We start from the raw sequence: 25,512 nt of genomic DNA, 5'->3' as shown, positions 1-25,512 counted from the left end.
TCAGCAGATCCTCGGCAGCGGGTCGCCGACCAGCAGGTCCACGATCCGGGTGCCGCCCAAGGCGGTGTTGAGCAGCACCAGCCCGGGCGGGTCGTCGGCGATCCGGCCGATGGCGGTGGCGTCCACACCGAGCGGATGCGACCGCATCACCCGCAGCGCGTCCGCGGCCTGCGCACCGTCCACGACCACCACGACGCGCCCTTCGCAGGCCACGTAGAGCGGATCGATGCCAAGCAGCTCGGACGCGCCCCGCACCTCCTCGCGCACCGGCACCGTGTCCTCGTCGACCACCACGGCGACCCCGGAGGCCCTGGCGATCTCGTTGAGTACCGTGGCCACGCCACCGCGGGTGGGATCGCGCAGCGCCCGCACGCCGGGCACCGCCGCCAGCAGGTCGCCGACCAGCCCGTGCACGGCCGCGGTGTCGGACTCGACGTCGGCGTCGATGTCAAGCTCGCCGCGGGCCAGCATGATCGTGATGCCGTGGTCCCCGATCGGGCCGGACACCACCACCGCGTCGCCCGGTCGCACCGAGTCGACGCCCAACCGGTGGTCGGTGTGCAGTGTGCCCAGCCCCGCGGTGTTGATGTAGCAGCCGTCGGCCTTGCCCTTCTGCACGACCTTGGTGTCGCCGGTGACCACCCGCACCCCGGCCACCGCGGCGGCATCGGCCATCGAACGCGTGATGCGCACCAGGTCCGCGGTCGGGAAGCCCTCCTCGATGATGAACCCGGCCGACAAATAGCGCGGCGTGGCCCCGGAGACAGCGAGGTCGTTGACCGTGCCGTTGACCGCGAGGTCACCGATGTCGCCGCCGGGGAAGAACAACGGGGACACCACGAAGGAGTCGGTGGTGAACGCCAGCCGGGCGGCGTCGGCGGCCAGCTCCGCACCGTCCTCCAGGCGCGCCAGGACGTCGTTGCGGAACGCCTCCAGGAACACCGCCTCGATGAGCGTCTGGGTCGCCTTGCCGCCGGAACCGTGCGCGAGCGTGATCCGGTCCTCCCGCAGCCTCGGCTTGCGGGATCGGGCGCGCTCGATACGGTCCAGCACCTGCTGTTCGGCCTCGGCCGCTCGGTCGGTGGTCACGCCCCGCTCACCTCCCGCACCCGCCGCCGGTTGAAGCGGCCGAAGTTGTAGTACGCCGCACACGCCCCCTCCGGTGACACCATGCAGGTGCCGATCGGCGTCTCCGGGGTGCACGCGGTGCCGAAGACCTTGCACTCCCAGGGTTTCAGCACGCCCTTGAGCACCTCCCCGCACTGGCACGCCTTCGGATCGGCCACCCGCAGCCCCGGCAGGTCGAACCGCTTCTCGGCGTCGAACGGCGCGAACCGCTCGCGCAGCCGCAGCGCCGAGTGCGAGATGAACCCCAGGCCGCGCCACTCGAAGTAGGGACGCAGCTCCATGGTCTCGGCGATGGCGCGCAGCGCGGTGGTGTTGCCCTGCCACGGAACAACGCGGGTGTACTGGTTCTCCACCTCCGCGCGACCCTCGGCGAGCTGGCGCAGCAGCAGGTAGATCGACTGCAGGATGTCCAGCGGTTCGAACCCCGAGACCACCAGGGGTTTGCCGTAGTCGCGCGGGATGAACTCGTAGGGCCGGCAGCCGATGACCGTGGACACGTGGCCCGGGCCCAGGAACCCGTCCAGCCGCAGGTCCGGCGAGTCCAGGATCGCCTTGATCGCCGGGATGATCGTCACGTGGTTGCCGAACACCGAGAAGTTCTCGACCCCCTCCGCCTCGGCGCGCAGCAGTGTCATCGCCGTCGACGGCGCGGTGGTCTCGAAGCCGATGGCCATGAACACCACGTGCTGCTCCGGGTCCTGGCGGGCCAGCTTCAGCGCGTCCAGCGGCGAGTAAACCATCCGGATGCTGGTGCCCTCGGCGTTGGAGTCGAAGAACGAGCCGTCGCTGCCCGGCACCCGCATCATGTCGCCGAACGACGTCATCAGCACGCCCGGGCGGCGCGCGATGTGGATGGCGTCGTCCACGCGGCCCATCGGGATCACGCACACCGGGCATCCTGGTCCGTGTACCAGGGTGACGTTGTCCGGCAGGAGGTCCTCGATGCCGTGCTTGTAGATGGTGTGCGTGTGCCCGCCGCAGACTTCCATGAACTTGTACTCACGGCCGGGGTCGCAGAGCCTGGCGATCTCCGCGGACAGCGCCCGCGCCCTGTCCGCGTCCCGGTACTCGTCGACGAACCGCATCCGCGCCCCTCCTAGTCGATGTGCGAGTCCTCGAACGCGTCCAGCTCGTCGCTGTAGGACTGGCCGATCCCCGCAAGGAACTCCAGCACGGCACGGGCTTCTGTCTCGTCCACCTTGGACAGCGCGAACCCGACGTGGATCAGCACCCACTCGCCCGGTGCCGGCGGGTCCTCGGCGAGCAGGCTGATGTTGATGTTGCGGCGGACGCCGCTGACCACGACCTTGGCCAGGTCCGCCCGGTCCGGCAGGACCTCCACGACCTCACCGGGGATCGCCAGGCACATCGGCCGCTCCCTCGTCGTCGAGCGCCGCCAGCTCCAGCAGCGCCATCTCCCACAGGGCGTGGTACAGCGTGGTCTGCGCCTCCTGGATGCGGTGCACGGACGAGGACGGGACCACGAACAGGTGTTGGATGCTGTCGGACTCGGCCATCTTGCCGCCGCGGTCGCCGGCGATGCCGACGGTGAGCAGCCCGCGGTACCGCGCCTCGTCGAAGGCGCGGAGCAGGTTCGCCGAGTTGCCGCTGGTGGACAGGCCCACCGCGATGTCGTGCCGCCCGCCGAACGCGGCGATCTGGCGGGCGAACACCACATCGAAGCCGACGTCGTTGGACAGTGCGGTCACCACGGCGATGTCGCTGGTCAGGCCGATCGCGGGCAGGGCTCGGTGGTTCGGTCCGGGGTGCAGGAACAGGCTCGCCAGATCCTGTGCGTCGGTGGAGCTGCCGCCGTTGCCGAAGCTCAGCAACCGGCCGCCGACGGCGAACCGCCGGGCCATCGCGGCCGCGCAGTCGACGATCTGCCGCCGGTAGCGGCCCAGCAGGTCGGCCCGCAGCCGGGTGATCTCGCCGATCTTGTCCACGGTGGACCGGCGGACCTCGGTGAGCACGGCGTTTGCGTCTCCCTCGGCCTCGGCCAGGAACGGGTACAGCGACTCGAAACCGTCCACGTCGTCAGCTGCGGAACCCACCGCGCCCCTCCCCCGTGATCGCGATCGCCTCGCCAGCGTGGACCAGGACGGTGTCGCCGGGCCGCGGCGCCACCAGCGCCACGCTCACCGTTTCCCGCCCGGCACCGGTGTCCACCACCGCGAGCTGGTCGTCCAGCAGGCGCACCACGCGCACCTCCACGGCCGCGTCGGAGCACGTCACGCAGTGCTCCCCGCGACATTCCGGACCCGGCACCCCCGCGGAGGTCATGCCACCACATCCGTACGGAGTGCGCCGGGGTGCTCGAAGAACACGTGCACCAGCTCCCACAGCACGTGGTAGGCGGTCACGTGCACCTCCTTGACCACCCGCGGGTCGTCGGAGGCCGCGACGAGGACGTGGTCGAAACCCGCGGTGGCGATCCGGCCGCCATCGCCGCCCACCAGCGCCACGGTCAGCAGGCCGCGCCGCCGGGCCTCCTCCAGCCCGCGCAGCACGTTGGCGCACCAGCCGTCGGTGGAGATGCCCAGCGCGATGTCCGGCGGGTCGGCGAGGTGGCGGATCTGATGCGCGAAGACCTCCTCGAAGCCCTCGCCGGTGGCCACCCCGGTCACCGTGGCGACGTCCGAGGTGAGCGAGATCGCGGGCAGCGCTTGTTTGCCGACGATGACCGGGTGCACGAACTCCACGGCCACGTGCTGTGCGTCCGTGCTGGGGCCGCCGTTGCCGAACACGACGAGCTTGCCGCCCTGCTGGAACCGGCGCGCCATCGCGTGGCACGCGCGGGCGACCTCCTCGGCGTCGCGCGCCAGCGCGTCCAGCGGGCGCACGCGTCGCTGGAAGATCTGCTCCAGGGCGGTGTCGGCGGTTTTTTCCGGCCACGGCATCGAAGTCACGTCCTCACCTCGGGGACTTCGGTCCACCCAAGCTAGGACCGGCGAAACCGATGGCACAAATCGATCTGCCGACCCGGACCCGGACGAAGGAACCCGGTCGCCGCACCGTCATCGCGGCCGCGCCACCGCGTCCACAAGGGAGGTGATGATCAACGCCGCGGCGGGGACCGCGGCCGGTGGGGTGTGTCGCGGTTCACACGTCACCACGAAGCTCCGGCACGTTCCGCGGGTTTCGGGCGGTGTGCCGCCGAGCAGTCGCCCGAGTTCGTCCGGTGTGACTTCCGCGACCGCCAGCGATCCGGGCGGGTCGTCGCGGCGTGCCGCGCACACCAGTACGGCGACGTCGCAGTCGCCCAGCGCGGCCAGGAAATCCGCGGTGCGGATGCCGAAGTCGGCGGTGCGCGCCCCGGTCGGCAGACCGTGCCGGCGCAGGGTGTCGAGCACCTCCCGGCCGAACGTACCGCCCGGCTGCCGCTCGTCGCCCGCGCTGGCCACCAGTAGCCGCGGCGCGGTGCCGGCGGAGATGGGTTCGACCTCGTCCGGTGCGAAGAAGAAGCGGTGTCCGAGCTGGCTCATCGGCCCGAGGTCGAACGCCGGATCGTCCAACAGCGACACCACGACGTGCTCGCTGCCGTCCATGCCGCGCTCCAGGCGGTCCACGACCGCGATCCGCCCGGCCAGCGCCAGGTCCACCACATCGGACCGCCGCGACGGGTTCAGCCGCACCCGGCACCCGGGGCGGATTTTCTGCTCCGCCATGCCCCGTCTTCCCTTCACCGCACGCACAGCACGTCCCGGAGAACCTCCTGCACCAGTCGTGCCGCCGCGTCGACCGATCGCGCCACCGGGCCGGACAGCCCCATGCGTTCACCGCAGTCCGCGGGCTCGCACCCCACGAGCAGCACCCGGCCCACCTCGGCTCCGAGCGACCTGCACAGGGCGAGCACCGCCTGCGGGTTCATGCCGTGGCTGTCCACCGGCGGCGCCCCGCCGGGTTCGGCGTCCGGTTCGACGACGAACAGCGTGCCCGGCTCCTCGCCCCGCGCCACGGCGTCCACGAGGATGAGCGCGTCGTACCCGTCGAGCAGCTCGTAGGCCAGGTGCAGGCCGCGGACGCCGTAGTCGGCCACCACCACGCCGCCCGGCACGGGTTCGCGGCTGAGCCGGTCGGCGACCGCGACGCCGAACCCGTCGTCACCCCGGAAGACGTTGCCCACACCGGCGACCAGGACGCGCCCCACCGGCCATCACCGCCGCGGCTTGCCGTCATCGCGCTCCGCCATGCGAGCAGGGCACCACAACGGCTGCCACTCCGCCAATCGGGAGCAGCCCCACCCCGGTCGAACACCGGGCAGGGAGGGAGCGATCAATTTTATCCACAAAGGACGAATGTTTCCGAAAGATCAGCGCCGCAACGGATCCCGTTCGCTCCGGAGCGACACACGGCGAATCAGGCGAGGCCCGGGCGCGGCCGCCGAACACCGCGCCACAGGTCAGGCGCCGAGTCGTCCACGAGTTCCCAGCACCGGCGACGCGAAAGACTCCCGGGACTTTACGATCACGCGCCGAACGAGCGGACCATCACCCCGGGCCAGGTTCCCAACTTTGCACGAGGGGGCGCGGAGCGGGGTGCCCTTCGCCGGACTGCCGCGTGACGGGCTTGCCCGCACGCCCCCGCCGCGCAGCGCGGCTTGACAACGTGCCGGTACGCGGTTCACGCTTACGGGCGTGAACCTGTCAGACAGCCGGACAGCCGGACAGGTGGTCCGGGTCAGCGCGATGGAGGCCGTGCTGGCCCACCTCCGCGGCGCCATCGAGCGAGGCGAGTACGCGATCGGCGACAAGCTCCCGTCCGAGGCCGTGCTGAGCAAGGAGTTCCAGGTCAGCCGCTCGGTCGTGCGGGAGGCGCTGCGCGCCCTGCAGACGCTCGGGCTCACCGTGTCGCGCACCGGGAAGGGTTCCTTCGTGGTCGCCACCGAACCGGCCGAGATGCCCACCTTCGGGCACTACTCGGCGCGCGACCTGATGGAGGTGCGCCGGCACGTCGAGGTCCCGGCCGCCGGTTACGCCGCACTGCGGCACCGCCCGGACGACCTGGACGCGCTCACGGGTCTGCTGGAGCGCATGGAGCGCGAGACCGACGACACCCTCTGGGTGGCGCTGGACTCCCTGTTCCACATCACCGTCGCCCAGGCGTCGGGCAACCCGGTGTTCGGCAAGGTCATCGAGGAGATCCGGGACGCGCTGGCCCGTCAGTCGGCGTTCCTGAACCAGCTCGGCGACCGCCGCCCCGCTTCCAACCGCGAGCACCGCGCGCTCGTCGACGCCATCGCCGCGCACGACAAGGACGCCGCGGTGCGCGCGATGAACACCCACCTGGAACACGTCGAGCGCGCGCTCACCGACATCGTCGGCGCGTCCCCCGACCGCCCTGACCGCGGATGACCGCGCTGCTGGAGACCGCATGATCCCCGCCCCGACCACCGTCCCCACCCACGTCCCCCTGGTGCACGTCCTGCGCGACGGGCTCGTCGAAGGGGTCCACCACGGCTCCGCCGTTGTGCTGGCCCCCGACGGCGAGGTCCTGTTCCAGGCCGGTGACGTCGACGTGGCCTGCTACCCCCGCTCCACGGCCAAGCCGCTGCAGGCCGTGGCCATGGCCCGCCTCGGCCTGTCGCTGCCGCCGCACCTGCTGGCCCTCAGCGCGGCCAGCCACTCCGGCGAGGAGTTCCACCTCGCCGGAGTGCGCCGCATGCTGGAGGCGGGCGGCGGCACCGAGGACGACCTCGGAAATCCCGCCGACCTGCCGTTCGACCCTGCCGAACGGGACTCCTGGATCGCCGCCGGGCGGCCGGCCCGCAGGCTGGCGCACAACTGCTCCGGCAAGCACGCCGCCATGCTGCACACCGCGCGCCGGCACGGTTGGTCCACACAGGACTACCTGAACCCGGACCATCCGCTGCAGTGCGAGATCGCCGCCACCGTTGAGGACCTCACCGGCGAGAAGGTCGCGCACACCGCCACCGACGGCTGCGGGGCCCCGCTGTTCGCCGTGTCGCTGCGGGGCCTGGCCACCGCGATCGGCCGCATCGCCACCGCCGCGCCGGGCACTCCCGAGGCGCTCGTGGCGCACGCGATGCGCGCCCACCCGGAGTACGTGGGCGGCAGCCGCCGCGACGTGACGGCGCTGATGCGGTCCGTGCCGGGCCTGGTGGCCAAGGACGGTTTCGAGGCCGTGCAGATCGCCGCCCTGCCCGACGGGACCGCGTTGGCGGTCAAGATCGCCGACGGTGCCGACCGCGCCCGCCTGCCGGTCGTGCTCGCCGCCCTGCGGATCGCGGGCGTCGACGGCGACCTGCTGCTCCCGCTGGCCCCTCCCGGCGGCCCGGACGGGCTCGCGGTCGCCGGGGACCTCGCCGCACACCTCCGCGATCACCACAAGAGGACGATGCCGTGACGACTCGGACCGAACACGACCTGCTGGGCGACAAGGACGTTCCCGCCGACGCCTACTGGGGCGTGCACACCGCGCGGGCGCTGGAGAACTTCCCCATCACCGGCACGGCGGTGTCGACCTATCCGCACCTGGTGAACGCGCTGGCCGCGGTCAAGGAGGCCGCGGCCCGCGCCAACGCCGAGCTCGGGCTGCTGCCGCCCCGCATCGCCGACGCCATCGCCACGGTGTGCCAGGAGATCCGCGGCGGGGCGCTGCACGACCAGTTCATCGTGGACGTCATCCAGGGCGGCGCGGGCACCTCGACCAACATGAACGCCAACGAGGTCATCGCGAACCGGGCGCTGGAACTACTCGGGCACGCCAAGGGCGACTACGCCCGCGTGCATCCCAACGAGCACGTCAACCTCAGCCAGTCCACCAACGACGCCTACCCGACCGCGGTCAACGTCGCCACGATCACCGCCGTGCACCAGCTGTCCGCCGCGATGCGGGTGCTGGAGCGGGCTTTCGCGGCCAAGGCCGTCGAGTTCCGCGACGTGCTCAAGATGGGCCGCACGCAGTTGCAGGACGCCGTGCCGATGACGCTGGGCCAGGAGTTCGGCAGCTACGCGGTGATGCTCGGCGAGGACCGGCAACGGCTGGACGAAGCCGTGGCGCTGCTGCACGAGATCAACCTCGGGGCCACCGCGATCGGCACCGGGCTGAACACCCCGCCCGGTTACGCGGCGGCCGCCTGCCGCCACCTGGTGGCGATCACCGGGCTACCGCTGACCACCGCAGCGGACCTGGTCGAGGCCACGCAGGACTGCGGGGCGTTCGTGCACCTGTCCGGTGTCCTCAAGCGCATCGCGGTCAAGCTGTCCAAGACCTGCAACGACCTGCGGTTGCTGTCGTCCGGGCCGCGTGCCGGACTCAACGAGATCAACCTGCCGCCGGTGCAGGCCGGGTCGTCGATCATGCCGGGCAAGATCAACCCGGTGATCCCCGAGGTGGTCAACCAGGTCGCGTTCGAGGTGATCGGTAACGACGTGGCGATCACCATGGCCGCCGAGGCCGGGCAGCTCCAGCTCAACGCGTTCGAGCCGATCATCCTGCACTCGCTGTCGGAGAGCATCACGCACCTGCGCGCCGCCTGCCTGGTGCTCGCCGAGCGCTGCGTCGCCGGGATCTCCGCAAACCCCGACGTCACCCGCGGGTACGTGGAGAACTCCATCGGCCTGGTCACCGCGCTGAACCCGGCGATCGGCTACGCGGCAGCGACCGAGATCGCCAAGGAGGCGCTGGCCACCGGCCGCGGGGTGGCCGAACTGGTGCTGGAGCGCGACCTGGTTCCCGCCGAGAAACTCGCCGCGCTGCTGCGCCCGGAGAACCTGGCCAACCCCACGGCCACGCCCTGATCGCCGTCAGGCGCCGCGAGCCCGGTGCGTCGACGTGGCTGAGAAGCCCGGTCGCCCGACACGACGATCGAGGCGACCGCAGCGCACCCGCACTGCTCCACGCCGTTCTCGTGTCGACGCTCGTCGCAGCGCTCCTGCTCACCCCGTCGCTGCTGTGGATGTCCGCGTTGTTCCAGGGCACTCCGCAGCAGCGCGGGAGCTGACGAGCAGGGTCGTGGCGGTCCACAATCGGCCCATGACCACCGCGAAACTCGATGCCGCGCGGCGCGGCCTCGGGTCGGCGCTGTTCGAACGCGTGGCAGGCCCGGACGGCGCCGCCACCCGGGAGCGGATCCACACCGCGCCAGGTCCCCGCTGGTTCGCCGAGGACCGGCCGATCCGGCGGGTGCACGGTGACGCGGCCATGTTCGTCGGCGGGTTGCGCGCGCTACTGCTGCAGTCGCTGCATCCGCTGGCGATCGCCGCGGTGTCCGCCCACTCCGGGTATCGCGGTGATCCGTGGGGGCGTCTGCAGCGCACGAGCACCTTCCTGGCCGTCACCACGTTCGGCACGGCGCACGACGCGCAACGGGCGGTTGACCGCGTGCGGCGAATCCACGCCAAGGTCCGCGGCACGGCCCCGGACGGCCGGCGATACCACGCCGCCGACCCGCACCTGCTCGAATGGGTGCACGTCGCCGAGGTGGACAGCTTTTTGCGCTGCCACCAGCGCTACGGTGCGCGGCGGCTCTCCCCGGCCGAATGCGACGCGTACGTCGCCGACACCGCCCGGGTGGCGGCGGCGCTCGGCGTGTCCGATCCGCCGCGGTCCCAGGCCGACCTCACGGCGCGTCTCAACGCCTACCGGCCCGAGCTGCGCAGCACCCGGGAAGCGCGCAGCACCGCCCGGTTCCTGCTGCTCGAGCCTCCGCTGCCGCTGCTGGCCCGCGGCCCGTATGCGCTGCTGGCCGCCACGGCCGTCGCCATGCTCCCGGCCTGGGCCCGGTGGCCGCTGCGGCTGCCCTACCTCCCCCTCACCGAAGCCACGACCGTCCACCTGGCCGGGCGCGGCGTGGTCGGCGCCCTCCGCTGGGCGTTGACGGCGCCGCCCGACCAGCCGTGAGCCGGCCGGTTCATCGACGATCGCGTGCCCACGATCTCGGCGATCCACCGACTGCGCCGACCGGCACCGCGGGTATCCCGGTGTGGTGGAAGCGCAGGACCTGCCGACGTTGCACGACCTGGAACAGCTGTCCGAGGTCGTGCGGGGGCACGACCTCGGAAGGGACCTGTACCTGCGCTGGTCCCGGGGCCCGGGGTTCGACGCGGACTCGGTCAGCCGCGATGCGCTGACCGGCGTCGAGCTGCCCGGACTGTCGGCGAACCCGCTGCGCGTCGAGTCGTGGTGGGGCAGCCGTTCGCTGCGCCTGTGGGTCGCCCGCCGTCTCCACGACTACCGGCACCTGCGGGACCGCCAGCCGGGCGCGGACGTGCGGGCGTGGTTGCTGGCGGGCACCGAGGTCGCGCGGGGCCCGGACAACGAACCCCTGGTCGCCTGCGACCGACCGCTGGCGTGGGTGGCCGAGGAGGCGCTGCGCGAAGCGCACCGGCTGGTGACCGAGCAGAAATCGGACTGGGGTTCACTCGACCGCCAGGCGTGACGGTCCGTTGTGGACGGTCAGCGGCAGGGCCGTGATCCGGAAATCGCACGAGGGCCACCCGGGCGAGGACCACAGCACCACGGACCCGTGCCGAGCGATGTCACGCCCCGCGGGGCGAGCGCTTGCGGCGGTACATGTCGCGGTCGGCCCGGTGCATGAGCTCCTTCGGGCAGGTGCACGGGTCGGCCGCGGTGGCCAGGCCCACGCTGGCGCGGAGGCGGAGGCGGTGCCCCGCCGCGACCCGGTCGACGTCGAGCCGCCGGGTGATCCGCTCCCGCAGCCGCTCCGCCGCCGCGACGCCGGGCACGTGGCTGACCACCGCGAACTCGTCACCACCGATGCGCGCCACCGTGCCGCTGGTGCCCACCGAGGTGAGCAACTGATCGGCCACGGCGATGAGCAGCTGGTCTCCGACCGCGTGCCCGTACCCGTCGTTGACCGGTTTCAGGCAGTCCACGTCGGCGACGAGTACCGCCAGCACGCCCCCGTCCCGGGCCAGCTGCGCCAGGCCCTGCTCCAGCCGGTCGGTGAACAGCGCGCGGTTGGCCAACCCGGTCAGCGGGTCGTGCAGCGCCAGGTGCGCCAGATCGGGGTCCACCGCGCAACGTTCGCTGAGCTCCTCGCACTGCACGACGAAGGACGCGGGACTGCCGTCCGGCCCCGGCACCACGCTGCAGCTGACCATCACCCAGATCGGGTGGCCGTCCCGATGCCGGTAGCGCTTCTTCAGTCGCGCCGAGCTCACCCACCCCGACAGGAGCTCCGCGAGGGCGTCGTTGCTGGCGGCCAGGTCGGCGGGGTAGGTGACGTCGCAGAACCGCATTGACAGCATCTCGTCGCGGGAGTAGCCGAGCAGCTCGCACAGCGCGTCGTTGACGGCCGTCCATCGCCCGCCGAGGTCCATCATGCCCATCCCGTTGGGCGCGTTGGCGAACACCCGCAGCCAGAGCTGCTCGGCTCGGAACGGGTCCTCGATCTCGTGGAACTGCACGAGCAGCAGGTGGCGTTCGCAGCGGGGTTCGCCGATCAGCGACACGCACTGCGTCACCCACCGGACGCTGCCGTCGGCGCGCTGCAACCGCCGCTCGACCGTCGTGTCCCCACGGCGCAGGACGAGCTCGTCCGGTGGGCCGGCACCGGCCTCACCGCTGGTGGCCAGGGTCTCCGGCGGGCTCCCGAACAGCTGCACGCATGCCCGGTTGACGTGCACGCACCGCCCCATCGGCGTCACCAGCGCCATCGGCGTCAACGACTGGTCCAGTACGGCCCGCCACAACAGCGCCACGTTGGCCGGCGCGGAAGTCCGATCGGTCACCGCGGCACACCTCCGCCCCTGCTCAAGACGACCGGCAGCCAGCCTGGACCGTGCGTTCGGGGCATACGCGACCTCGGGGTTCGGGAATGACAGACATACCAGGCCAACCCTGACGGCAGTGGCGCCGCGCCGCTGCCGGGCAACTACGGAGACGCATACGTATGTCGCGGGTACGTATGTCGCCGGGCCGACGCGAGAAAGCGGTCCAGCACCCAACGAACCTTCCCCACGCTCCAGCCCCGCCCGACCCACGGTCTCTCCCCGGCGGATGGCCCACCCAAATTCCGGCAAACTCGGCAGACTCCCCCGTGGGTGGGGTGTTCAGGTTTCGGCGAACTGGGAGGTGGTTGGGCTTGCTGGGCGCGTGCGTAACGCGGAGCGCCCCTAGTCCGGCACGACGGCGGCGAACAGCTCGCCCGCGGTGAGCCGGGCAACGAGCTCGGCCACCGCGGCCCGACCGCCGCCGCGCGCGTCGATCCAGCGGCTCACCCGGCACGCGGCGCGGGCGTAGGTCTGCTCGTCGGCGCTGGCGGCCCGCAGCCACTCGTCGAGGGTGCCGGGCAGCGGCCCGGTCGGCGCCACCCGGCAGCGGTCACCGCCCGTGTGGAGGTAGCGCGGATCACCCGAGACCAGGACCGCCAAGCCCTCGTCGAACCACTGCGGCACCTGGTCCGCGTGCGCACCGAGCCGGTGCCGCAGCTCCACGTGCGACATCTCGTGCGAGGCGATCACGGGATCGACTCCCCGCGGCGACAGCAGCACCGCCCGGTTGAGCACCGCGACGCCGCGTTCCCGGCCCCCGCCGATCCGCCGGTAGCAGTCGTCGTCCAGGCACACCAGCAGCCGGGGCGAACTCACCACGCCACCGTAGAACTCGTGGACCCGTTGCCGCGCGGCCACGACCGCGTCGACAACCCGCTGCCGCTGCGCCTCGGACAGCCCGGAGCCCGCGTACGCACCCGGCCCGACGGCGACGAACCCGTAGCAGCCGAGACAGACCGTCGCGGCCACGGCGGGAAAACCCACCGCCACCACGACAACGACTGCGATCACCAACGCACTGCCCGAACCCACCGCCCAGAACCACCACCGCCGAGCACGCCCGCCCACCACGGCTCCATACAACCAGAACGGCCGCCCCGTCAGGCGTGGTCCGCTGTCGTGGCTGGGCCGCTCGGGTCGCGCCGTGTGCTCTGTTCCCTCGGCTCGGACTCCGAGCGGGACCGGACGCTGCTGGTCGCCGCGGCGTTCGGCGTGCCGGGGCGGTACCTGCTCGTCGGCTCGTTGCTCGTCGCCTGGCAGCGTTCGCTGATCTCGGCGATCGTCTTCATCAGGCCCGCCACCGCCCGGGTCGTCCTCGCGACGTGCTTGACCAGGTTCTGCGCGCTGGACAGCAGTTTCTGCATCGTCGCGACGATGCGGCCGCCGTACTCCGCCGCCACCTGCACGGCCTGCGGGATCGCTGCCGCGATGCTGGCGCCGAAGGTGGCCTGGGCCGCGGCGACCGCCTGGTTGAGGATCATGATGATCCTGCCGGTGGCTTCCTGGACCAGCGTCGTGACCTCCTGGAGCGTGGCCGCGACCACCTGTCCCGCGCCCGCGGCGACCTCCGCCAGCGCCGCGCTCGACTCGCCGAGCCCGGCGAGGCCGTCCACCAGCTCCGCGGCGGTCCGCAGGTACCCCGCCGCGGCCTCACCCGACCAGCTGCTGGTCTCCGGCCCGGTGGACTGCCGGTAGGAGTCGGCCAGCGATTCGACCACGCGGCCCGCGTCCTGGAATCCCTGCGCGCCCGTGGAGATCGCCGCCGGGTCACCGACCAGTTGGTGCAGCGGTTCCTCGAGGAACGACACCGATGCGGTGATGAAGCCGAAGCCGGCGTCGGCCAGGGCGGACAGCGGGCTGGAAGCTGGCCCCGCCAGCGACTCCAGCCCGGCTCCCGTCCCACCGAGCCCACCGGTGACCCAGTCGCGGTTGCACACGGCGTCGGTGGTCGCCCTCAGTTCGTCGAGCAGCTCCGCGGTGCTCGTCATGGCGTTGCCTCCCCGCCGAGCAGCTCTGCGTTGTGCTCGTCGACGTGCTCGTAGTCCTCCGCGGTGCGCACGAGGGCCGCACCCACCGCGTCGACCGCCGACGACGCGTGCGTGATCGCCTCCGCGGTCTGGGTCATGGCACTGCCCAGCGCGGCCGTGAGGAACTGCACGAACGTGCCGAGGGCGTTGTCGCCCATGCCGCCCCGCAGCCCGGCCGCGGTGCTGGACAGGCCGTCCGCGAGCTGGGTGAGTGTGCCCGCGTGCGCCCGGATCTGGCCGGGATCGACCTGGAGGCTGCTCATCGGACGATCACCTCCGGGTTCGCGAAGTACTCGTCGTCGTCGACCGGACCCCGCCGCTCCTCGGCCTCCCGGACCGCGGCGGGGGGTAGGTGCTCCTTGACGAAGTCCAGCGACGGCCCCTCACCGACGTAGCCGGCCATGATCTCCACCACCTGCGCGCCGACCGTGCGCTGCGCCTGCTGTGCGGTGGCCAGGATGAGCTTCGCGAGCTGCTCGGCTTCGAGCGCGCGTGCCGCGGGCGTCAACCTGATGTCCTCCAGCGCACCACCCGGTCCGACCTGCACGGCGACCTCCCCACGCGGGGAGGTCGCGCTGCCGCGCACCTGGCTGAGGCTCCTGCTGACCGCTTTGGCGTCCGCGGCGGCCCGCGTCAGCCTCTCGTCGTAGCCCGCGAGCCACTGTGCTGCCGATTCCACGTGTTCCCTCCGGATGTCGTTCACCTGTCCCCGGGTCGCCGGGGTTCGCGGGCCAGGCTGGCCAGTTCCTCGAGCGCGAACCGGAAATCCGCGCCGCGCAGCGGGTTCACGCTCACCCAACCGCGGTCAGAGCGGTCCACCCGCACCCTGCCCTGCGGACCGTCCAACCAGGACAGTTCGCGGCCGACGCGGACGCTGCGCCCGCCGACCCGCCGCGTCGCCCCCAGCTGCCCGCGCCCCGACAGCGTCGGCAGCAGGGCGGCGAGCCGGTCGAGCGCGGCGGGATCGCCGCCGCGCCGGTGGACGAGGTCCCGCAGGAACCGCTGTTTTTCCGCGTCGTCGTCGATCTCGCCGATCAGCCGTACCGCGTCGGTCAGGGCCCGTTCGGGCAGCGCGATCGGCATCGACCGGGCCGCGGCGAGCTCCGGCACCTCCGCCAGCAACGGATCGGTGAGGTCCTTCGCCGCGACCCGGCGAATCCGCACCGGGGTGGCCGGGTCGCCGTCGAGTCGCTGCTGGCAGATCAACGCCCACGACCGGTAGACGACGGCCACGACGCCGGTCGCGCCGTCACCGTCGACCACGACGAGGTCGACCGTGCCGCGGTGCTCGCGCAGGGCGGTCACCAGCTCGGCGGCGGCACCGGCGGGGCCGTCCTCGTCGGCGAGCCCCCGCAGCTGGAGCGTCCGACCGGCCGCGGCCATCAGCACCTCCCGCTCCCCGTCGATCCGCCCGAAGGAGGGAATCTGCAGCGGGAACGGAAACGGCACACCGGCGTGCGCGGCGATCAGGTCAAGCTCGACCTGTCCGAACAGGATCGACCTTCCGGTCGGGGCGGTCGCCGCGGTCATGCCTCGGCCCCGCCCGTGCTCCGCAGCGCCTGCGCGGCCCCGGCATCGTTGGCCACGTACTCGGCGAGAGTCGCGTCCAGGGCGCGGTGGAAGTCGGTCAGCTCGGTGCCGGCCGACTGGATCTCACCGGCCAGCCCCGACCGGCCCGCAGCCTCCCGCAACCGAACCGCCAGGTGGATCGCGGGCGGTGCGGTGCCGAGCATCGGCAGCCGGTCGGCCAACCGGTTCGCGGAAGGCACCAGGCTGCTGGTTTGGTCGGCGATCCCGGCGAGCGCCGAGATCTGCGTGGTGAGGTCCTGCGGCGCCACCTGGTAGCCGCGCGCGGGTGCTGCTTCGGAAGTCACGGTCGCTCCTGTCGGTGTCACTGCCCGATGACCGGCGCGCTGGCCGGCCGGTCGTCGTCGAAGAGTCCCTGGTCGATGGTGGGCAGCCGGTTGTGGTGCACCTTCTCCTCGTCGTCCGCGCCGTGCCGGGGCGCCGCCCCGGGCGGCACCAGGCCGCTGCCGGAGGCCGCGCGCGCCGCGGCGAGACCGGACAACACGCCGGAGCGGGCCAGGGCACCACCGAGCGCACCGCCGCCGCTGCGCAACCCGGGTTCCAGCGGGTCCGCGCCGACCAACCGGTGCCAGGGCAGGCCAGCCGACGTCGAACCGCCACCGGCGAACCCGGCGGCCGTGGTCTGCGCGGGCGCGTCGAAGGTCCGGACGGCCTGCGCACCGGCCGACACCGGAGCGATCCGCCGGCTGCTGTTGCGCAAGCTCATCTCGTAGCGCTGCATCACGTGGACCGCTTCGGCCTTCTTCTGGGCGGCCGTCACGCTGGACAAAAACAGGCTGGCGCCGCCGACGGCCACCGCCCCGATGGCCGCCCCCATCAGCGCACCCGGCCCGGCGCCGACACCGCCGGCACCCGCGCCGACCACACCCCCGATCACCGCGCCGGCCCCGGCGCCCGCCGCGGCACCGGCCAGCACGCTCCCCGTCGGGTCCCCGGGCGGCGGCGGCATCGCGTTGCGCGCGGCGGCGAGCGCGTCAGCCGCCTCCTGCGTCGCCTGCTGGGCGGTGTACGCGCGGTCACTGATCCCGGCGGCCCGCTCCCCCATCTCGCCGAGCCGGTCCGCCGCCAGCGCCCCCGCCTCGCTGCTCCAGTTGGCCTGCATGGCGCTGCGCTGCTGGCGCATCGCGTCGGCGCGGTCGGACAGCTCGGTGCTGTGCCGCCCCCATTCGGCCGCCATCGTGCTGACGTCGCCAACGTCGGCGTTCTGCCAGAGCATCTGGTAGAGCTGCTCGTGGGTGTAGGCGTTCCAGTTCGTGCCACCCGGCGGGATCGGGGACCCGAAGTAGCCTTCCCAGACGTCGCGCAGGGCGTCCACGACGGGCTGCAGCAGCGCGCCGCCCGGCCCGGCCTGGTCGAGCGCGGACGTGGCGGCGCGGGCCAGCTCCTGCACCCCGGCGGAGGCCGCGGCCATCGCGTTCGATGCGGTTTCGTCGATCATCTCCGGTCGTTCGTCCTCCTGCCCGGTTCACGGGTGACGGAGCCGTGCATGAACGTCATGCGGCTTCTCGCTTTCGACCTCGGACCCGCTGCCTGGGAACGACACCCAGATCACCAGGAGCACCCGGGAGAAACATCAGCAACATTGCTGATGTTGCGCTTCCACCCCGGACGATTGACAGGCAAGCGACGACTTGCCTAACGTTTCGGGCTGTGGATGCGGTCTTCAAGGCGCTGGCCGATCGCACGCGCCGCACGATCCTCGACGAGCTGACCGACCGGGACGGCCAGACCCTCTTCGAGATCTGCGCGCGCCTGGCCTCCAAGCACGGGCTCGGCTCGTCGCGGCAGGCGATCTCGCAACACCTCGACGTCCTCGAGGCCGCGGGACTGGTCGAGACCAGGCGCGAGGGCCGCTACAAGTTCCACTACATCAACACCACACCGCTCGAACCGATCGTCGAGCGGTGGCTCAAGAAAACCGGGGAAGACGCCGGTGACCGCACCGGCGCGGAACGGGGGAGAGGGATCACCATGAGGATCAACCTGGCCAGCGTGCTCGTCGACGACCAGGACAAGGCGCTGCGGTTCTACACCGAAATCCTCGGTTTCCAGCAGAAGAACGACATCCCGATGGGTGAGCACCGGTGGATCACCGTGGTGTCCCCGGAGGACCCGGACGGCACCGAACTCGTCCTCGAACCCGACGTGCACCCAGCGGTGAAGCCGTTCAAGGAGGCGCTGGTCGCCGACGGCATCCCGTTCACCTCCTTCGCCGTCGACGACGTCCGGGCGGAATACGATCGATTGCGCGGGCTCGGGGTGCGCTTCACCCAGGAACCCACGGACATGGGCCCGGTGACCACGGCCGTGCTCGACGACACCTGCGGCAACCTCATCCAGATCGCCCACCAGGCGGGCTGAAGTCACCGGATGCCGGGGCCCGATCCCACCTCGCGGACCATGTCGTCAGGCTTGGAGGTTGACCGAACGGCCCGGAACCGAGGTCAGCTTTTCACCTGTTCAGGTTGACCCGCTTGCAAATGGGCAGTCTAGGGCTACATGGGCAGGCCAGGATGACGCGCCGAGGAGGTGCCGGGTGGTTCAAGAGTGGGCCAGGCCCTCCAACCGTCCCGGGGATCTGGAGCTGGGAGTGACCGCGGCGAAAGTCCTCGCTGCCGAGGACATGCGCGACTACGCGATCTTCTCCCTCGACGCCCAGGGCAACGTGGCCAGTTGGAACGCCAGCGCGGAGCGGGCCAAGGGCTACCGCAGCGATGAGATCATCGGGCGGAACGTCTCGATCTTCTACCCGCGGGAGCAGGCCGAGTCCGGATACCCGCAGTGGGAACTCGACCAGGCCGCGGAACACGGCTTCTTCATCGACCGCGGCTGGCGGATCCGCAAGGACGGGAGCCGATTCTGGGCCCACGTCGTGATCACCGCCCAACGCGCGCTCGACGGCACCCTGAACGGGTTCATCAAGGTGACCCGCGACGAGACCGTGGCGCAGGTTCGCCAGCAGCGGTCCAAGCGCCGATTCACCGATCTGTTCGAGCTCGCTTCGACGGGCGTCGGCCTGTTCGATGACACCGGCCGCATCCTCGACGCCAACGGTGCGTTGTGCGATCTGCTCGGTTACCGGCTCAGCGACCTCTGCGGCAAGCTGGACCGCGATGTCCTCCACCCGAGCGATCCGGGCGATGGGCTGGTGGGCGGGCCTGCTGCACCCGGCGGCGCTGACCAGCCGATCCCGCACCGGGTGCTGGCGCGGTCCGACGGCCAAGCGGTGCTGTGCCAGGTGCACAGCAGAGCGTCCGTGCTCGAGGACGGCACCCACGCCTGGCTGGCGACCTTCCACGACGTCACGGAGGAGGTCCACCGCACCGAGAGGCTCCGCTACCAGGCCACCCACGACGAGACGACCGGGTTGCTCAACCGCAGGGGGTTCGAGGAACTGCTGTCCTCCCTGCTCTCCCCGGACGCGGCCGGGCAGGTCGCGGTGTTGTTCTGCGACCTGGACAACTTCAGGCGCGTCAACGACGCGCTCGGTCATGAGGCGGGTGACGAACTGCTCGCCTCGGTCGCCGAACGCCTCACCGCGGAACTGCCCGCGAAATGCACGGCCGCGCGATTCTACGGAGACCAGTTCGCGATCGCCTGCTCGGATGTGGAAGCCGCCGGTGGGCTTGCCGCGCTCAGCCGGGATATCGCCGAGTCCTTCCGGATGGTCGTACCGGTTCGGGATTCTCTGGTGCACGTCTCGGCCGCGGTCGGTGGGACCGTTGCCGAGCACGCCGACGTCGCCTTCCCCGAACTCCTGCGCGCTGCCGAGGCGGCGATGGTCGAAGACCGGATGCGCGGAGAGGGCCGGATGGGTCTGGCGCGCGGTCTCGTCGTGCCCGCTCCCTCGGACGCCGACCAGCTCACCATCGAGCAGTCCCTGCGCGAGGCGATCGCCGAGGACCGCGTGGAGTTGCACTACCAGCCCATCGTCGACAACACCGGGTCGGTGCTGATGGCCGAGGCGTTGTTGCGGTGGTGCCGCCCCGACCTGGGCCGACTCGCACCGGACGTCGTGCTCAGGGTGGCCGAGCGGGGCGGCCTACTCGCCGCGCTGGACCGGTACGTCCTCCGGCGGGCGCTGCGCGAGTCCGTCGGCTGGCGCGGGCCCGACCACCGCCCGATCGCCGTAACGGTCAACCTGTCCGGGCTCCAGCCCGACCGGCCGAGCTTCGCCGCGGAGGTGTCCGCGGCCATCACCGAGGCCGGTGCAGATCCCCGGCACCTGGTCCTGGAGATGGTGGAAACCGTCCTGACCGAGCTCGGGCCTCGAGCGCGCCAGGTGTTGACCGAGCTCGCCGCCACCGGCGTGCGGTTCGCCATGGACGACTTCGGCACCGGTTACTCCTCGCTCGCCCGGCTCCGGGAGCTCCCCACGCAGATCCTCAAACTCGACCGCGGGTTCGTCGGCGGCATCTGCGCCAACCCCACCGACCTGGGCATCACCCGAGCCGTCAGCGAACTGGCCCGCACGATGGGATGCCTCTGCATCGCGGAAGGTGTCGAGAACATCACCCAGCACCACCTGCTCCGCGCCATCGGTGTCGACGCGTACCAGGGTTACCTGTTCTCCCCGCCGCTTCCGGCAGCGGAGTTCCGCGACTTCCTCAGCACCACGCCGCTGCAGCTCCCGCGGCTGTAGCGGCAACGCGGTCTTCCGTGTGATCGCGGAATATCCGCGAAATCGCTGTCCGCACAGCGCTGCGCCTCCGCGGACATCGGGTCTGCGTCAGGTCGGGGGCGTGTAGCGGCCGTCGATCGCGGTCCAGCCGCCGTCGACGAACAGCTGGCTGCCGGTCACGAAGGAGGACGCGTCCGAGGCCAGGTAGACCACCGCCCCGGCGAGCTCCTGGGGCCGCGACCAACGACCGAACGCGCTCTTGCCCGCGTACGCCTCGTACCACTCCGGGACCGCGCTGATCTGCGCGGTCAGCGGCGTTTCCACCACGCCCGGAGCGATCGCGTTCAGCCGCACCCCGGACGGACCCAGCTCCGCGGCCGCGGTCCGCAGCAGCTGCACGAGACCCGCTTTCGTGGCGGCGTACACGCCCTGGCCAGGTTCCACCGTCGCGGCGCGGATCGAGCTGAACCCGATGATGCTGCCCCGCCCCCGCTCAGCCATCCCTGCGCCGAACGCGCGCACGAGGTCGAAGGAGGCGCGCAGGTTCAGCGACACGACCTTGTCGAACTCCTCGGCGGTGTAGTCGAGCAGCCGCTTGCGCACGTTCACCGCGGCGGTGAACACCAGAACGTCGACGGCGCCGAGCTCGGCCGCGGCCCGCACGACGGCCTGCCCGTCAAGGACGTCGAGCTCGTAGGCCGACAACGCATCCCCTGCGGCGGCCGTCGTTTCGGCGGCTTGGGCATCACGGTCGGCACAGACAACCTCGGCTCCGTGCGCGGCGAGGGCCAGCGCGCTCTCCCGGCCGATGCCGCTGCCCGCGCCGACGACCACGGCCTTGCGCCCGTCGAGCCGGAACAGCCGCGCGTAGTCGGCCATCGGGTCCGTTCCCATGTGCACCTCGCAAATGTCGTTCGGACTCGTCCTGCGTGGCATCCGGCGAAATCCGGTGGACGTTCGTCGCGTCGATCCGCACCGGAACCGCCGCCGGGGTCACCCAGCACCGCGAGGGCGCCGCTGCGACGCCCGGCGCTCAGTTCGGTTCGGGACGGATGATCGCCATCCGGGTGACGGTGAGTTCCTCGATCGCGAACCGCGGTCCCTCGCGGCCCGCCCCGGAGTGCTTGACGCCGCCGTAGGGCATCGTGTCGCTGCGGAAACCCGGGACCTCGTTGACGACCACCCCGCCGACCTCCAGCCGGTCCAGCGCGGCGTACGCGGTGCGCAGTGATCCGGTGTAGACGCTGGCATGCAGGCCATAGCGGGAGTCGTTGACCGCGTCGAAGGCCGCGTCGACGTCGGGCACCGAGCGGACGGCGACGACCGGGCCGAACACCTCCTCGTCCCAGGCCGGAACACCCTTGGGCACGTCGAGCAGCACGGTCGGCTCGATCACGCCGTCACGCACCCCTCCCCCGCTCACCACGCGGGCCCCGGCCCGCACCGCCTCGTCGATCCACGCCCGGACCCGCTCGGTCGACCGCTGGTCGATGAGCGCCGACACGCGCGTCTCGGGGTCCCGCGGATCGCCCGTGACCACACCGCGCACGCGGTCGCCGAGCCGTGCCAGGAACTCCTCACGGACGGAGTCGACGACGAGGACGCGTTGCACGCTGATGCATGCCTGGCCGGAGGCGTAGAAACCGCCACGCACGACGGCGTCGGCCGCGGCGTCGAGGTTCGCGTCCTCGGCGACGACGAGCGCCGCGTTGGACCCCAGTTCGAGCAGGACCTTGGTGGGCGCGGCGTCCCGCGCGATTTGGTGGCCGACCGCGGCCGACCCGGTGAACGACACCGCGCCGATGCGGCGATCGGTCGTCAGCGCCACGCCCACGTCCACCCCGCCGGTGACCAGCTGGACCGCGGAGCGCGGTGCTCCGGCGGCGGCGAGCGCCTCGCGGACCAGGTGCACCAGCCACAGCGTGGCCAGCGGGGTCTGCGGCGCGGGTTTGGCGACCACCGGGCATCCCGCGGCCAGCGCGGGCGCGATCTTGTGCGCGGCGAGCAGCAGCGGGTAGTTGAACCCGGCGATGCCCACCACCACGCCGATCGGTCTGCGCACCCAGAAGCCCTGCAGTCCCTCGCCACTGGGCAGCAGGTCCAGCGGCACGGTCTCGCCGTGCAGCCGGGCCACCTCCTCGGCCGCGGTGTGCAGCGTCAGCAACGCGCGGTCCACCTCGACGCGGCAGTCGACGAGCGGTTTGCCGGTTTCGGCGATGAGCAGCCGCACCATCTCGTCGCGGCGGTCCGCGATGGCCCGGTGCGTCGCGAGCAGCGCCTCCCGCCGGACGTGGGAGGGCAGCCGGCCCACGGCGTCGCGCACCGCGAGCGCCGCGTCCAGCGCGCGGCGCGCGGCGGCCACGTCGCCGACCGGTGCGTGCGCGACGACCGAACCGTCGTATGGAAAGCGGACCGCCGCCATACGCGGCGCCGGTTCCCACGACTCGCCGATCGGCAGACCCTCCGGGAACTCGCCCTGCACCTCGTTCATCGCTCTCCCTCGTTGGCGGCGCGGAAGGCCGACGGGTATGCCTCCCGGTAGCTCACCCAGCGGCCGGCGGGCGTCTCGACGGTCTCGGCGGCGAGCAGCGCGTGCCCGATCGCCCGGGTGAAGCAGTCCCCGGCGGCGTCGAGAATCAGCTGGAACCGCGTCAGGTCCGGTGCGCCGCGGGCGCCGGTGGCCAATGCGAAGACCGTGTCGCCGTCGAGCATCGTGTGCACCGGACGGATGCCGCGGGCCATGCCGTCGTGCGCCACGCCGGCGACCTTCGCGCACTGGGCCTTGGACAGCGCGGCGTCCGTGGCCACCACGCCGATGGTGGTCGCCATCGGGGGCCGCGCCAGGTCGGGCAGCGGCGGCGGGTCCGTCGGGGCGCTCGCCAGGTCTGCGGGGTCCGGGCGGGTCACGCCGGTGAACTCGCCGGGCAGCCCGAAGCGGGTGGCGTAGAGCTCCCCGGTCGCCGGGTCGACGCAGGACCCGGCCGCGTTCACCACGGCCAACGCGGCCACGGTCGTGCCGTCGTCGAGTACCGCGCTGGCCGAACCGACGCCGCCTTTGAGCGCCCCGGCCTTCGCCCCGGTCCCGGCGCCCACGACGCCCTGCGGGACCGGCCCGTCCCCGGCCGCGTCGTAGGCGGCTGCGCCCATCGCGGCGTCGGGGTGGGCGGTGAAGTCGCCGCCGCGGCCCAGGTCGAAGATCACGGCCGCGGGCACGATCGGCACCACCTCGCCCGGTCCGCCGACCGAGACGCCCGCCCCGGCATCGCGCAGGCGCCGCATCACGCCGTCGGCGGCGGCCAGCCCGTACGCGCTGCCACCGGAGAGCACGACCGCGTCGACGTGCTCCACCACGTTGCGGGGGTCGAGCAGGTCGGTCTCGCGGGTTCCCGGGCCCCCGCCGCGCACGTCGACCCCGCAGCGGGCACCGCCGGGCGGGGCGAGCACAACCGTGGTGCCCGACAGCCAGCCGTCGCCGCGGCGATGCGCGTGGCCCACCCGGATTCCGGGGACGTCGACGAGGGTGTTCGTGGCTCCCGTGCGTGCGGTCATGACGTCGGCTCCTGGACGAGGTCGGCTGCGGTGGCCCCGGCGAGGGCCTTCTCCAGGGTGGGGATCGCGGCGATGAGCCGCCGGGTGTAGGGGTGCCGGGGGTCGCCGTAGACCTGCTCGGTCGGCCCCATCTCGACGATGCGGCCCTCGCTCATCACCGCCACGCGGTCGCAGACGTGCCGCACCACGGCCAGGTCGTGCGAGACGAACACCAGGGTGAGCGAGAGCTCGTCGACGAGGTCGGCGATCAGGTTGAGCACCTGGCCGCGCACCGACACGTCGAGGGCGCTCACCGGTTCGTCGGCGACGATGATCCGCGGTCGCGGGGCCAGCGCGCGGGCGATCGCGATGCGCTGGCGCTGGCCGCCGGAGAACTGGTGTGGGTACCGGTCGGCCGTGTCGCGGCCCAGACCGACCGCCTCCAGCAGCGCCGGCACCTCGTCGCGGTGGTCGCGGCCCTGCGCCACCAGCGGTTCGGCCACGATGTCGCCGACCCGCATCCGCGGGTCCAGCGAGCTCATCGGGTCCTGGAAGACGAGTTGCAGGTGCTCGCGGAGCATCCGCAGCCGCCGCTCCGGCAGCCGGGTGATGTCGGTGCCGTCGACCATCACGGTGCCGCTGGTGGGCCGGTCGAGGCCCGCGATGATGCGCAGCAGGGTGGACTTGCCGCACCCGGACTCGCCGACAATGCCGAAGTGCTCGCCGGGGGCGACGTCGAAGCTGATGCCGCGCAGCGCGTGCACCGGCGGTGCGGGGTGCAGCAGCGAGGTCCGCGGCCGCCGGTAGTCGCGGGTCACGGCGCGCACGCTGATCGCCGCCGTCGGGTCGGGTTCCGGCGGCAGCTCGGGCAGGTGCACCTGGTCAGTCATGGCGGGCCTCGCTCGTCGGCGGGTGGAAGCAGGCGTAGCCGGTGCCGGTGGCCATGTCCGTCCACGGTGGACGTTCGGCGCACGCGCCGGTAGCGTGCGCGCAGCGGTTGCGGAACACGCAGCCCGCCGGGAACCGGCCCGCGGCCGGGACCGAGCCGGGGATCGTGGCGAGCCGGCCGCGGTCGTCGACGTCCAGGTTGGACGCCTCGATCAGCCCCTGCGTGTAGCGGTGGCGGGGGCGGGTGAAGACCTCACGCACCGGCCCGGCCTCGACGATGCGTCCGCCGTACATCACCAGCACCCGCTCGCACACGGTCGCGACCACGGCGAGGTCGTGCGTGATGAACAGCATCGCCGCGTCGCGCTCCTGGACGCCGCGGACGATCACATCGAGCACGCGCGCCTGTACGGTGACGTCCAGCGCGGTGGTCGGCTCGTCGCACACCAGCAGCGCCGGGTCGTTGGCCAGGGCCAGCGCGAGCATGATGCGCTGCCGCTGCCCGCCGGAGAACTGGTGCGGGTAGGCGCGGGCGGCGGCCTGCGGATCCGGCAGCCCGACCCTGTCGAGCAGCTCCACCGCGGCGGTGGCGGCCGCGCGGCGGTCCCGCTGCGTCCGGTGCACCAGCATGGCCTCGGCCACCTGGCGGCCCACCCGCATCGTCGGGTTGAGCGCGGTCATCGGCTCCTGGAACACCATCGCGACGTGCTTGCCGCGGACCCGCGACATCGCCGCCTCACCGGCGCCCACGAGGTCGTGGTCCACGCCCGCGAGCCGGACCGAACCGCTGGCGCGCACCCCCTCGGGCAGCAGGCCCACAATGCTCAGCGCGGTGAGGGACTTGCCGGACCCGGACTCGCCGATCAGGCCCACCCGCTCGCCCGCGCGGATGGTGAACCCGACGTCGGCCACCAGCGTCCGGTCGCCGCTGACCACGTCGAGGCCCCGGACGGTGAGCAGGTCCGGCTGGGCC

General features: G+C 72.3%; 28 protein-coding genes and 1 pseudogene. 8 read left to right on the top strand and 21 right to left on the bottom strand.

The window, feature by feature from the left end:
- The 8 genes from hypE to IEY17_RS12405 all read right to left on the bottom strand — a co-directional run bounded on the left by hypE (window position 1) and on the right by IEY17_RS12405 (window position 5,278).
- Window positions 1-1,089, bottom strand: a complete 1,089-nt coding sequence (gene hypE, locus IEY17_RS12440; protein ID WP_308423980.1) for a hydrogenase expression/formation protein HypE — start codon at window positions 1,087-1,089, stop codon at window positions 1-3.
- Window positions 1,086-2,213, bottom strand: coding sequence for a hydrogenase formation protein HypD (gene hypD / locus IEY17_RS12435; RefSeq protein ID WP_188987495.1), 1,128 nt, complete (start codon window positions 2,211-2,213; stop codon window positions 1,086-1,088). The genes hypE and hypD overlap by 4 nt, the downstream gene beginning before the upstream one ends.
- A gap of 11 nt (window positions 2,214-2,224) precedes the next feature.
- Window positions 2,225-2,497, bottom strand: a complete 273-nt coding sequence (locus tag IEY17_RS12430; RefSeq protein WP_188987494.1) for a HypC/HybG/HupF family hydrogenase formation chaperone — start codon at window positions 2,495-2,497, stop codon at window positions 2,225-2,227.
- The gene (locus IEY17_RS12425) at window positions 2,475-3,182 is read right to left on the bottom strand and encodes a D-sedoheptulose-7-phosphate isomerase (protein ID WP_188987493.1); all 708 of its coding nucleotides are present in this window, start codon (window positions 3,180-3,182) and stop codon (window positions 2,475-2,477) included. The genes IEY17_RS12430 and IEY17_RS12425 overlap by 23 nt, the downstream gene beginning before the upstream one ends.
- Complete coding sequence (locus tag IEY17_RS12420) at window positions 3,166-3,411, bottom strand: HypC/HybG/HupF family hydrogenase formation chaperone (RefSeq protein WP_188987492.1); 246 nt, start codon at window positions 3,409-3,411, stop codon at window positions 3,166-3,168. The genes IEY17_RS12425 and IEY17_RS12420 overlap by 17 nt, the downstream gene beginning before the upstream one ends.
- On the bottom strand, window positions 3,408-4,028 hold the full coding sequence (locus IEY17_RS12415) for a D-sedoheptulose-7-phosphate isomerase (protein WP_188987567.1): 621 nt from the start codon (window positions 4,026-4,028) through the stop codon (window positions 3,408-3,410). Before IEY17_RS12415 ends, IEY17_RS12420 begins: the two co-directional genes overlap by 4 nt.
- Window positions 4,029-4,145: 117 nt before the next feature.
- Window positions 4,146-4,796 (bottom strand): hypothetical protein, encoded by a 651-nt coding sequence (locus tag IEY17_RS12410; RefSeq protein ID WP_188987491.1) that lies wholly within the window; start codon window positions 4,794-4,796, stop codon window positions 4,146-4,148.
- A 14-nt stretch (window positions 4,797-4,810) separates the two neighbouring features.
- Complete coding sequence (locus IEY17_RS12405; protein WP_229680077.1) at window positions 4,811-5,278, bottom strand: hydrogenase maturation protease; 468 nt, start codon at window positions 5,276-5,278, stop codon at window positions 4,811-4,813.
- 538 nt (window positions 5,279-5,816) lie between these two features.
- Between IEY17_RS12405 and IEY17_RS12400 the strand changes: the two genes are divergently transcribed.
- The 5 genes from IEY17_RS12400 to IEY17_RS12380 all read left to right on the top strand — a co-directional run bounded on the left by IEY17_RS12400 (window position 5,817) and on the right by IEY17_RS12380 (window position 10,531).
- Window positions 5,817-6,482: a FadR/GntR family transcriptional regulator gene (locus IEY17_RS12400; protein WP_188987565.1), complete on the top strand. Its 666-nt coding sequence runs from the start codon at window positions 5,817-5,819 to the stop codon at window positions 6,480-6,482.
- 19 nt (window positions 6,483-6,501) lie between these two features.
- On the top strand, window positions 6,502-7,494 hold the full coding sequence (locus tag IEY17_RS12395) for an asparaginase (protein WP_188987490.1): 993 nt from the start codon (window positions 6,502-6,504) through the stop codon (window positions 7,492-7,494).
- Window positions 7,491-8,891, top strand: a complete 1,401-nt coding sequence (gene aspA, locus IEY17_RS12390; RefSeq protein ID WP_188987489.1) for an aspartate ammonia-lyase — start codon at window positions 7,491-7,493, stop codon at window positions 8,889-8,891. Before IEY17_RS12395 ends, aspA begins: the two co-directional genes overlap by 4 nt.
- A gap of 235 nt (window positions 8,892-9,126) precedes the next feature.
- Window positions 9,127-9,993: an oxygenase MpaB family protein gene (locus tag IEY17_RS12385; protein WP_188987488.1), complete on the top strand. Its 867-nt coding sequence runs from the start codon at window positions 9,127-9,129 to the stop codon at window positions 9,991-9,993.
- Between the two features lie 85 nt (window positions 9,994-10,078).
- Window positions 10,079-10,531, top strand: a complete 453-nt coding sequence (locus IEY17_RS12380) for a DUF6098 family protein (protein ID WP_229680076.1) — start codon at window positions 10,079-10,081, stop codon at window positions 10,529-10,531.
- 100 nt (window positions 10,532-10,631) lie between these two features.
- On the opposite strand, the gene IEY17_RS12375 is transcribed toward IEY17_RS12380, so the two are convergent.
- The 8 genes from IEY17_RS12375 to IEY17_RS12340 form a co-directional block, all read right to left on the bottom strand.
- Window positions 10,632-11,846 (bottom strand): diguanylate cyclase domain-containing protein, encoded by a 1,215-nt coding sequence (locus tag IEY17_RS12375; RefSeq protein WP_229680075.1) that lies wholly within the window; start codon window positions 11,844-11,846, stop codon window positions 10,632-10,634.
- Between the two features lie 384 nt (window positions 11,847-12,230).
- Entirely contained in the window at window positions 12,231-12,899 is a 669-nt protein-coding gene (locus IEY17_RS12370) for a hypothetical protein (protein ID WP_188987486.1), read from the bottom strand.
- Between the two features lie 89 nt (window positions 12,900-12,988).
- Window positions 12,989-13,876 (bottom strand): hypothetical protein, encoded by an 888-nt coding sequence (locus tag IEY17_RS12365; protein ID WP_188987485.1) that lies wholly within the window; start codon window positions 13,874-13,876, stop codon window positions 12,989-12,991.
- On the bottom strand, window positions 13,873-14,178 hold the full coding sequence (locus IEY17_RS12360) for a WXG100 family type VII secretion target (RefSeq protein ID WP_188987484.1): 306 nt from the start codon (window positions 14,176-14,178) through the stop codon (window positions 13,873-13,875). Before IEY17_RS12360 ends, IEY17_RS12365 begins: the two co-directional genes overlap by 4 nt.
- Window positions 14,175-14,594 (bottom strand): YbaB/EbfC family nucleoid-associated protein, encoded by a 420-nt coding sequence (locus tag IEY17_RS12355; RefSeq protein WP_188987483.1) that lies wholly within the window; start codon window positions 14,592-14,594, stop codon window positions 14,175-14,177. The genes IEY17_RS12360 and IEY17_RS12355 overlap by 4 nt, the downstream gene beginning before the upstream one ends.
- Window positions 14,595-14,614: 20 nt before the next feature.
- On the bottom strand, window positions 14,615-15,445 hold the full coding sequence (locus IEY17_RS12350) for an ESX secretion-associated protein EspG (RefSeq protein WP_188987482.1): 831 nt from the start codon (window positions 15,443-15,445) through the stop codon (window positions 14,615-14,617).
- Window positions 15,442-15,789 (bottom strand): hypothetical protein, encoded by a 348-nt coding sequence (locus tag IEY17_RS12345; RefSeq protein WP_188987481.1) that lies wholly within the window; start codon window positions 15,787-15,789, stop codon window positions 15,442-15,444. Before IEY17_RS12345 ends, IEY17_RS12350 begins: the two co-directional genes overlap by 4 nt.
- Window positions 15,790-15,806: 17 nt before the next feature.
- Window positions 15,807-16,940 carry a hypothetical protein gene (locus IEY17_RS12340; RefSeq protein ID WP_188987480.1) on the bottom strand — a complete coding sequence of 378 codons (1,134 nt, stop codon included), beginning with the start codon at window positions 16,938-16,940 and terminating at the stop codon, window positions 15,807-15,809.
- Between the two features lie 212 nt (window positions 16,941-17,152).
- Here IEY17_RS12340 and IEY17_RS25365 point away from each other — a divergent pair.
- From IEY17_RS25365 to IEY17_RS12330, 3 genes and pseudogenes are all read left to right on the top strand, one after another.
- Window positions 17,153-17,410 (top strand): annotated as a pseudogene (locus IEY17_RS25365) (ArsR/SmtB family transcription factor); the annotation flags it as partial.
- A gap of 63 nt (window positions 17,411-17,473) precedes the next feature.
- Window positions 17,474-17,863, top strand: a complete 390-nt coding sequence (locus IEY17_RS25360; protein WP_229680088.1) for a VOC family protein — start codon at window positions 17,474-17,476, stop codon at window positions 17,861-17,863.
- A 229-nt stretch (window positions 17,864-18,092) separates the two neighbouring features.
- Complete coding sequence (locus tag IEY17_RS12330; RefSeq protein ID WP_229680074.1) at window positions 18,093-20,144, top strand: putative bifunctional diguanylate cyclase/phosphodiesterase; 2,052 nt, start codon at window positions 18,093-18,095, stop codon at window positions 20,142-20,144.
- Window positions 20,145-20,231: 87 nt separating this feature from the next.
- Here the strand turns inward: IEY17_RS12330 and IEY17_RS12325 are convergent, their stop codons facing one another.
- The 5 genes from IEY17_RS12325 to IEY17_RS12305 all read right to left on the bottom strand — a co-directional run bounded on the left by IEY17_RS12325 (window position 20,232) and on the right by IEY17_RS12305 (window position 25,499).
- The gene (locus tag IEY17_RS12325; RefSeq protein ID WP_229680073.1) at window positions 20,232-21,017 is read right to left on the bottom strand and encodes an SDR family NAD(P)-dependent oxidoreductase; all 786 of its coding nucleotides are present in this window, start codon (window positions 21,015-21,017) and stop codon (window positions 20,232-20,234) included.
- Window positions 21,018-21,156: 139 nt separating this feature from the next.
- Window positions 21,157-22,614, bottom strand: a complete 1,458-nt coding sequence (locus IEY17_RS12320; RefSeq protein ID WP_188987478.1) for an aldehyde dehydrogenase family protein — start codon at window positions 22,612-22,614, stop codon at window positions 21,157-21,159.
- Window positions 22,611-23,672: a P1 family peptidase gene (locus tag IEY17_RS12315; protein WP_188987477.1), complete on the bottom strand. Its 1,062-nt coding sequence runs from the start codon at window positions 23,670-23,672 to the stop codon at window positions 22,611-22,613. The genes IEY17_RS12320 and IEY17_RS12315 overlap by 4 nt, the downstream gene beginning before the upstream one ends.
- Complete coding sequence (locus tag IEY17_RS12310; protein WP_188987476.1) at window positions 23,669-24,541, bottom strand: ATP-binding cassette domain-containing protein; 873 nt, start codon at window positions 24,539-24,541, stop codon at window positions 23,669-23,671. The genes IEY17_RS12315 and IEY17_RS12310 overlap by 4 nt, the downstream gene beginning before the upstream one ends.
- Window positions 24,534-25,499: an ABC transporter ATP-binding protein gene (locus IEY17_RS12305; RefSeq protein WP_188987561.1), complete on the bottom strand. Its 966-nt coding sequence runs from the start codon at window positions 25,497-25,499 to the stop codon at window positions 24,534-24,536. The genes IEY17_RS12310 and IEY17_RS12305 overlap by 8 nt, the downstream gene beginning before the upstream one ends.
- Window positions 25,500-25,512 lie beyond the last annotated feature (13 nt).

Origin of the sequence: Saccharopolyspora thermophila (genome assembly GCF_014646075.1) — a bacterium.
Classification (GTDB): Bacteria; Actinomycetota; Actinomycetes; order Mycobacteriales; family Pseudonocardiaceae; genus Saccharopolyspora; species Saccharopolyspora thermophila.
This window is presented reverse-complemented; position numbering and strand designations above follow the sequence as displayed.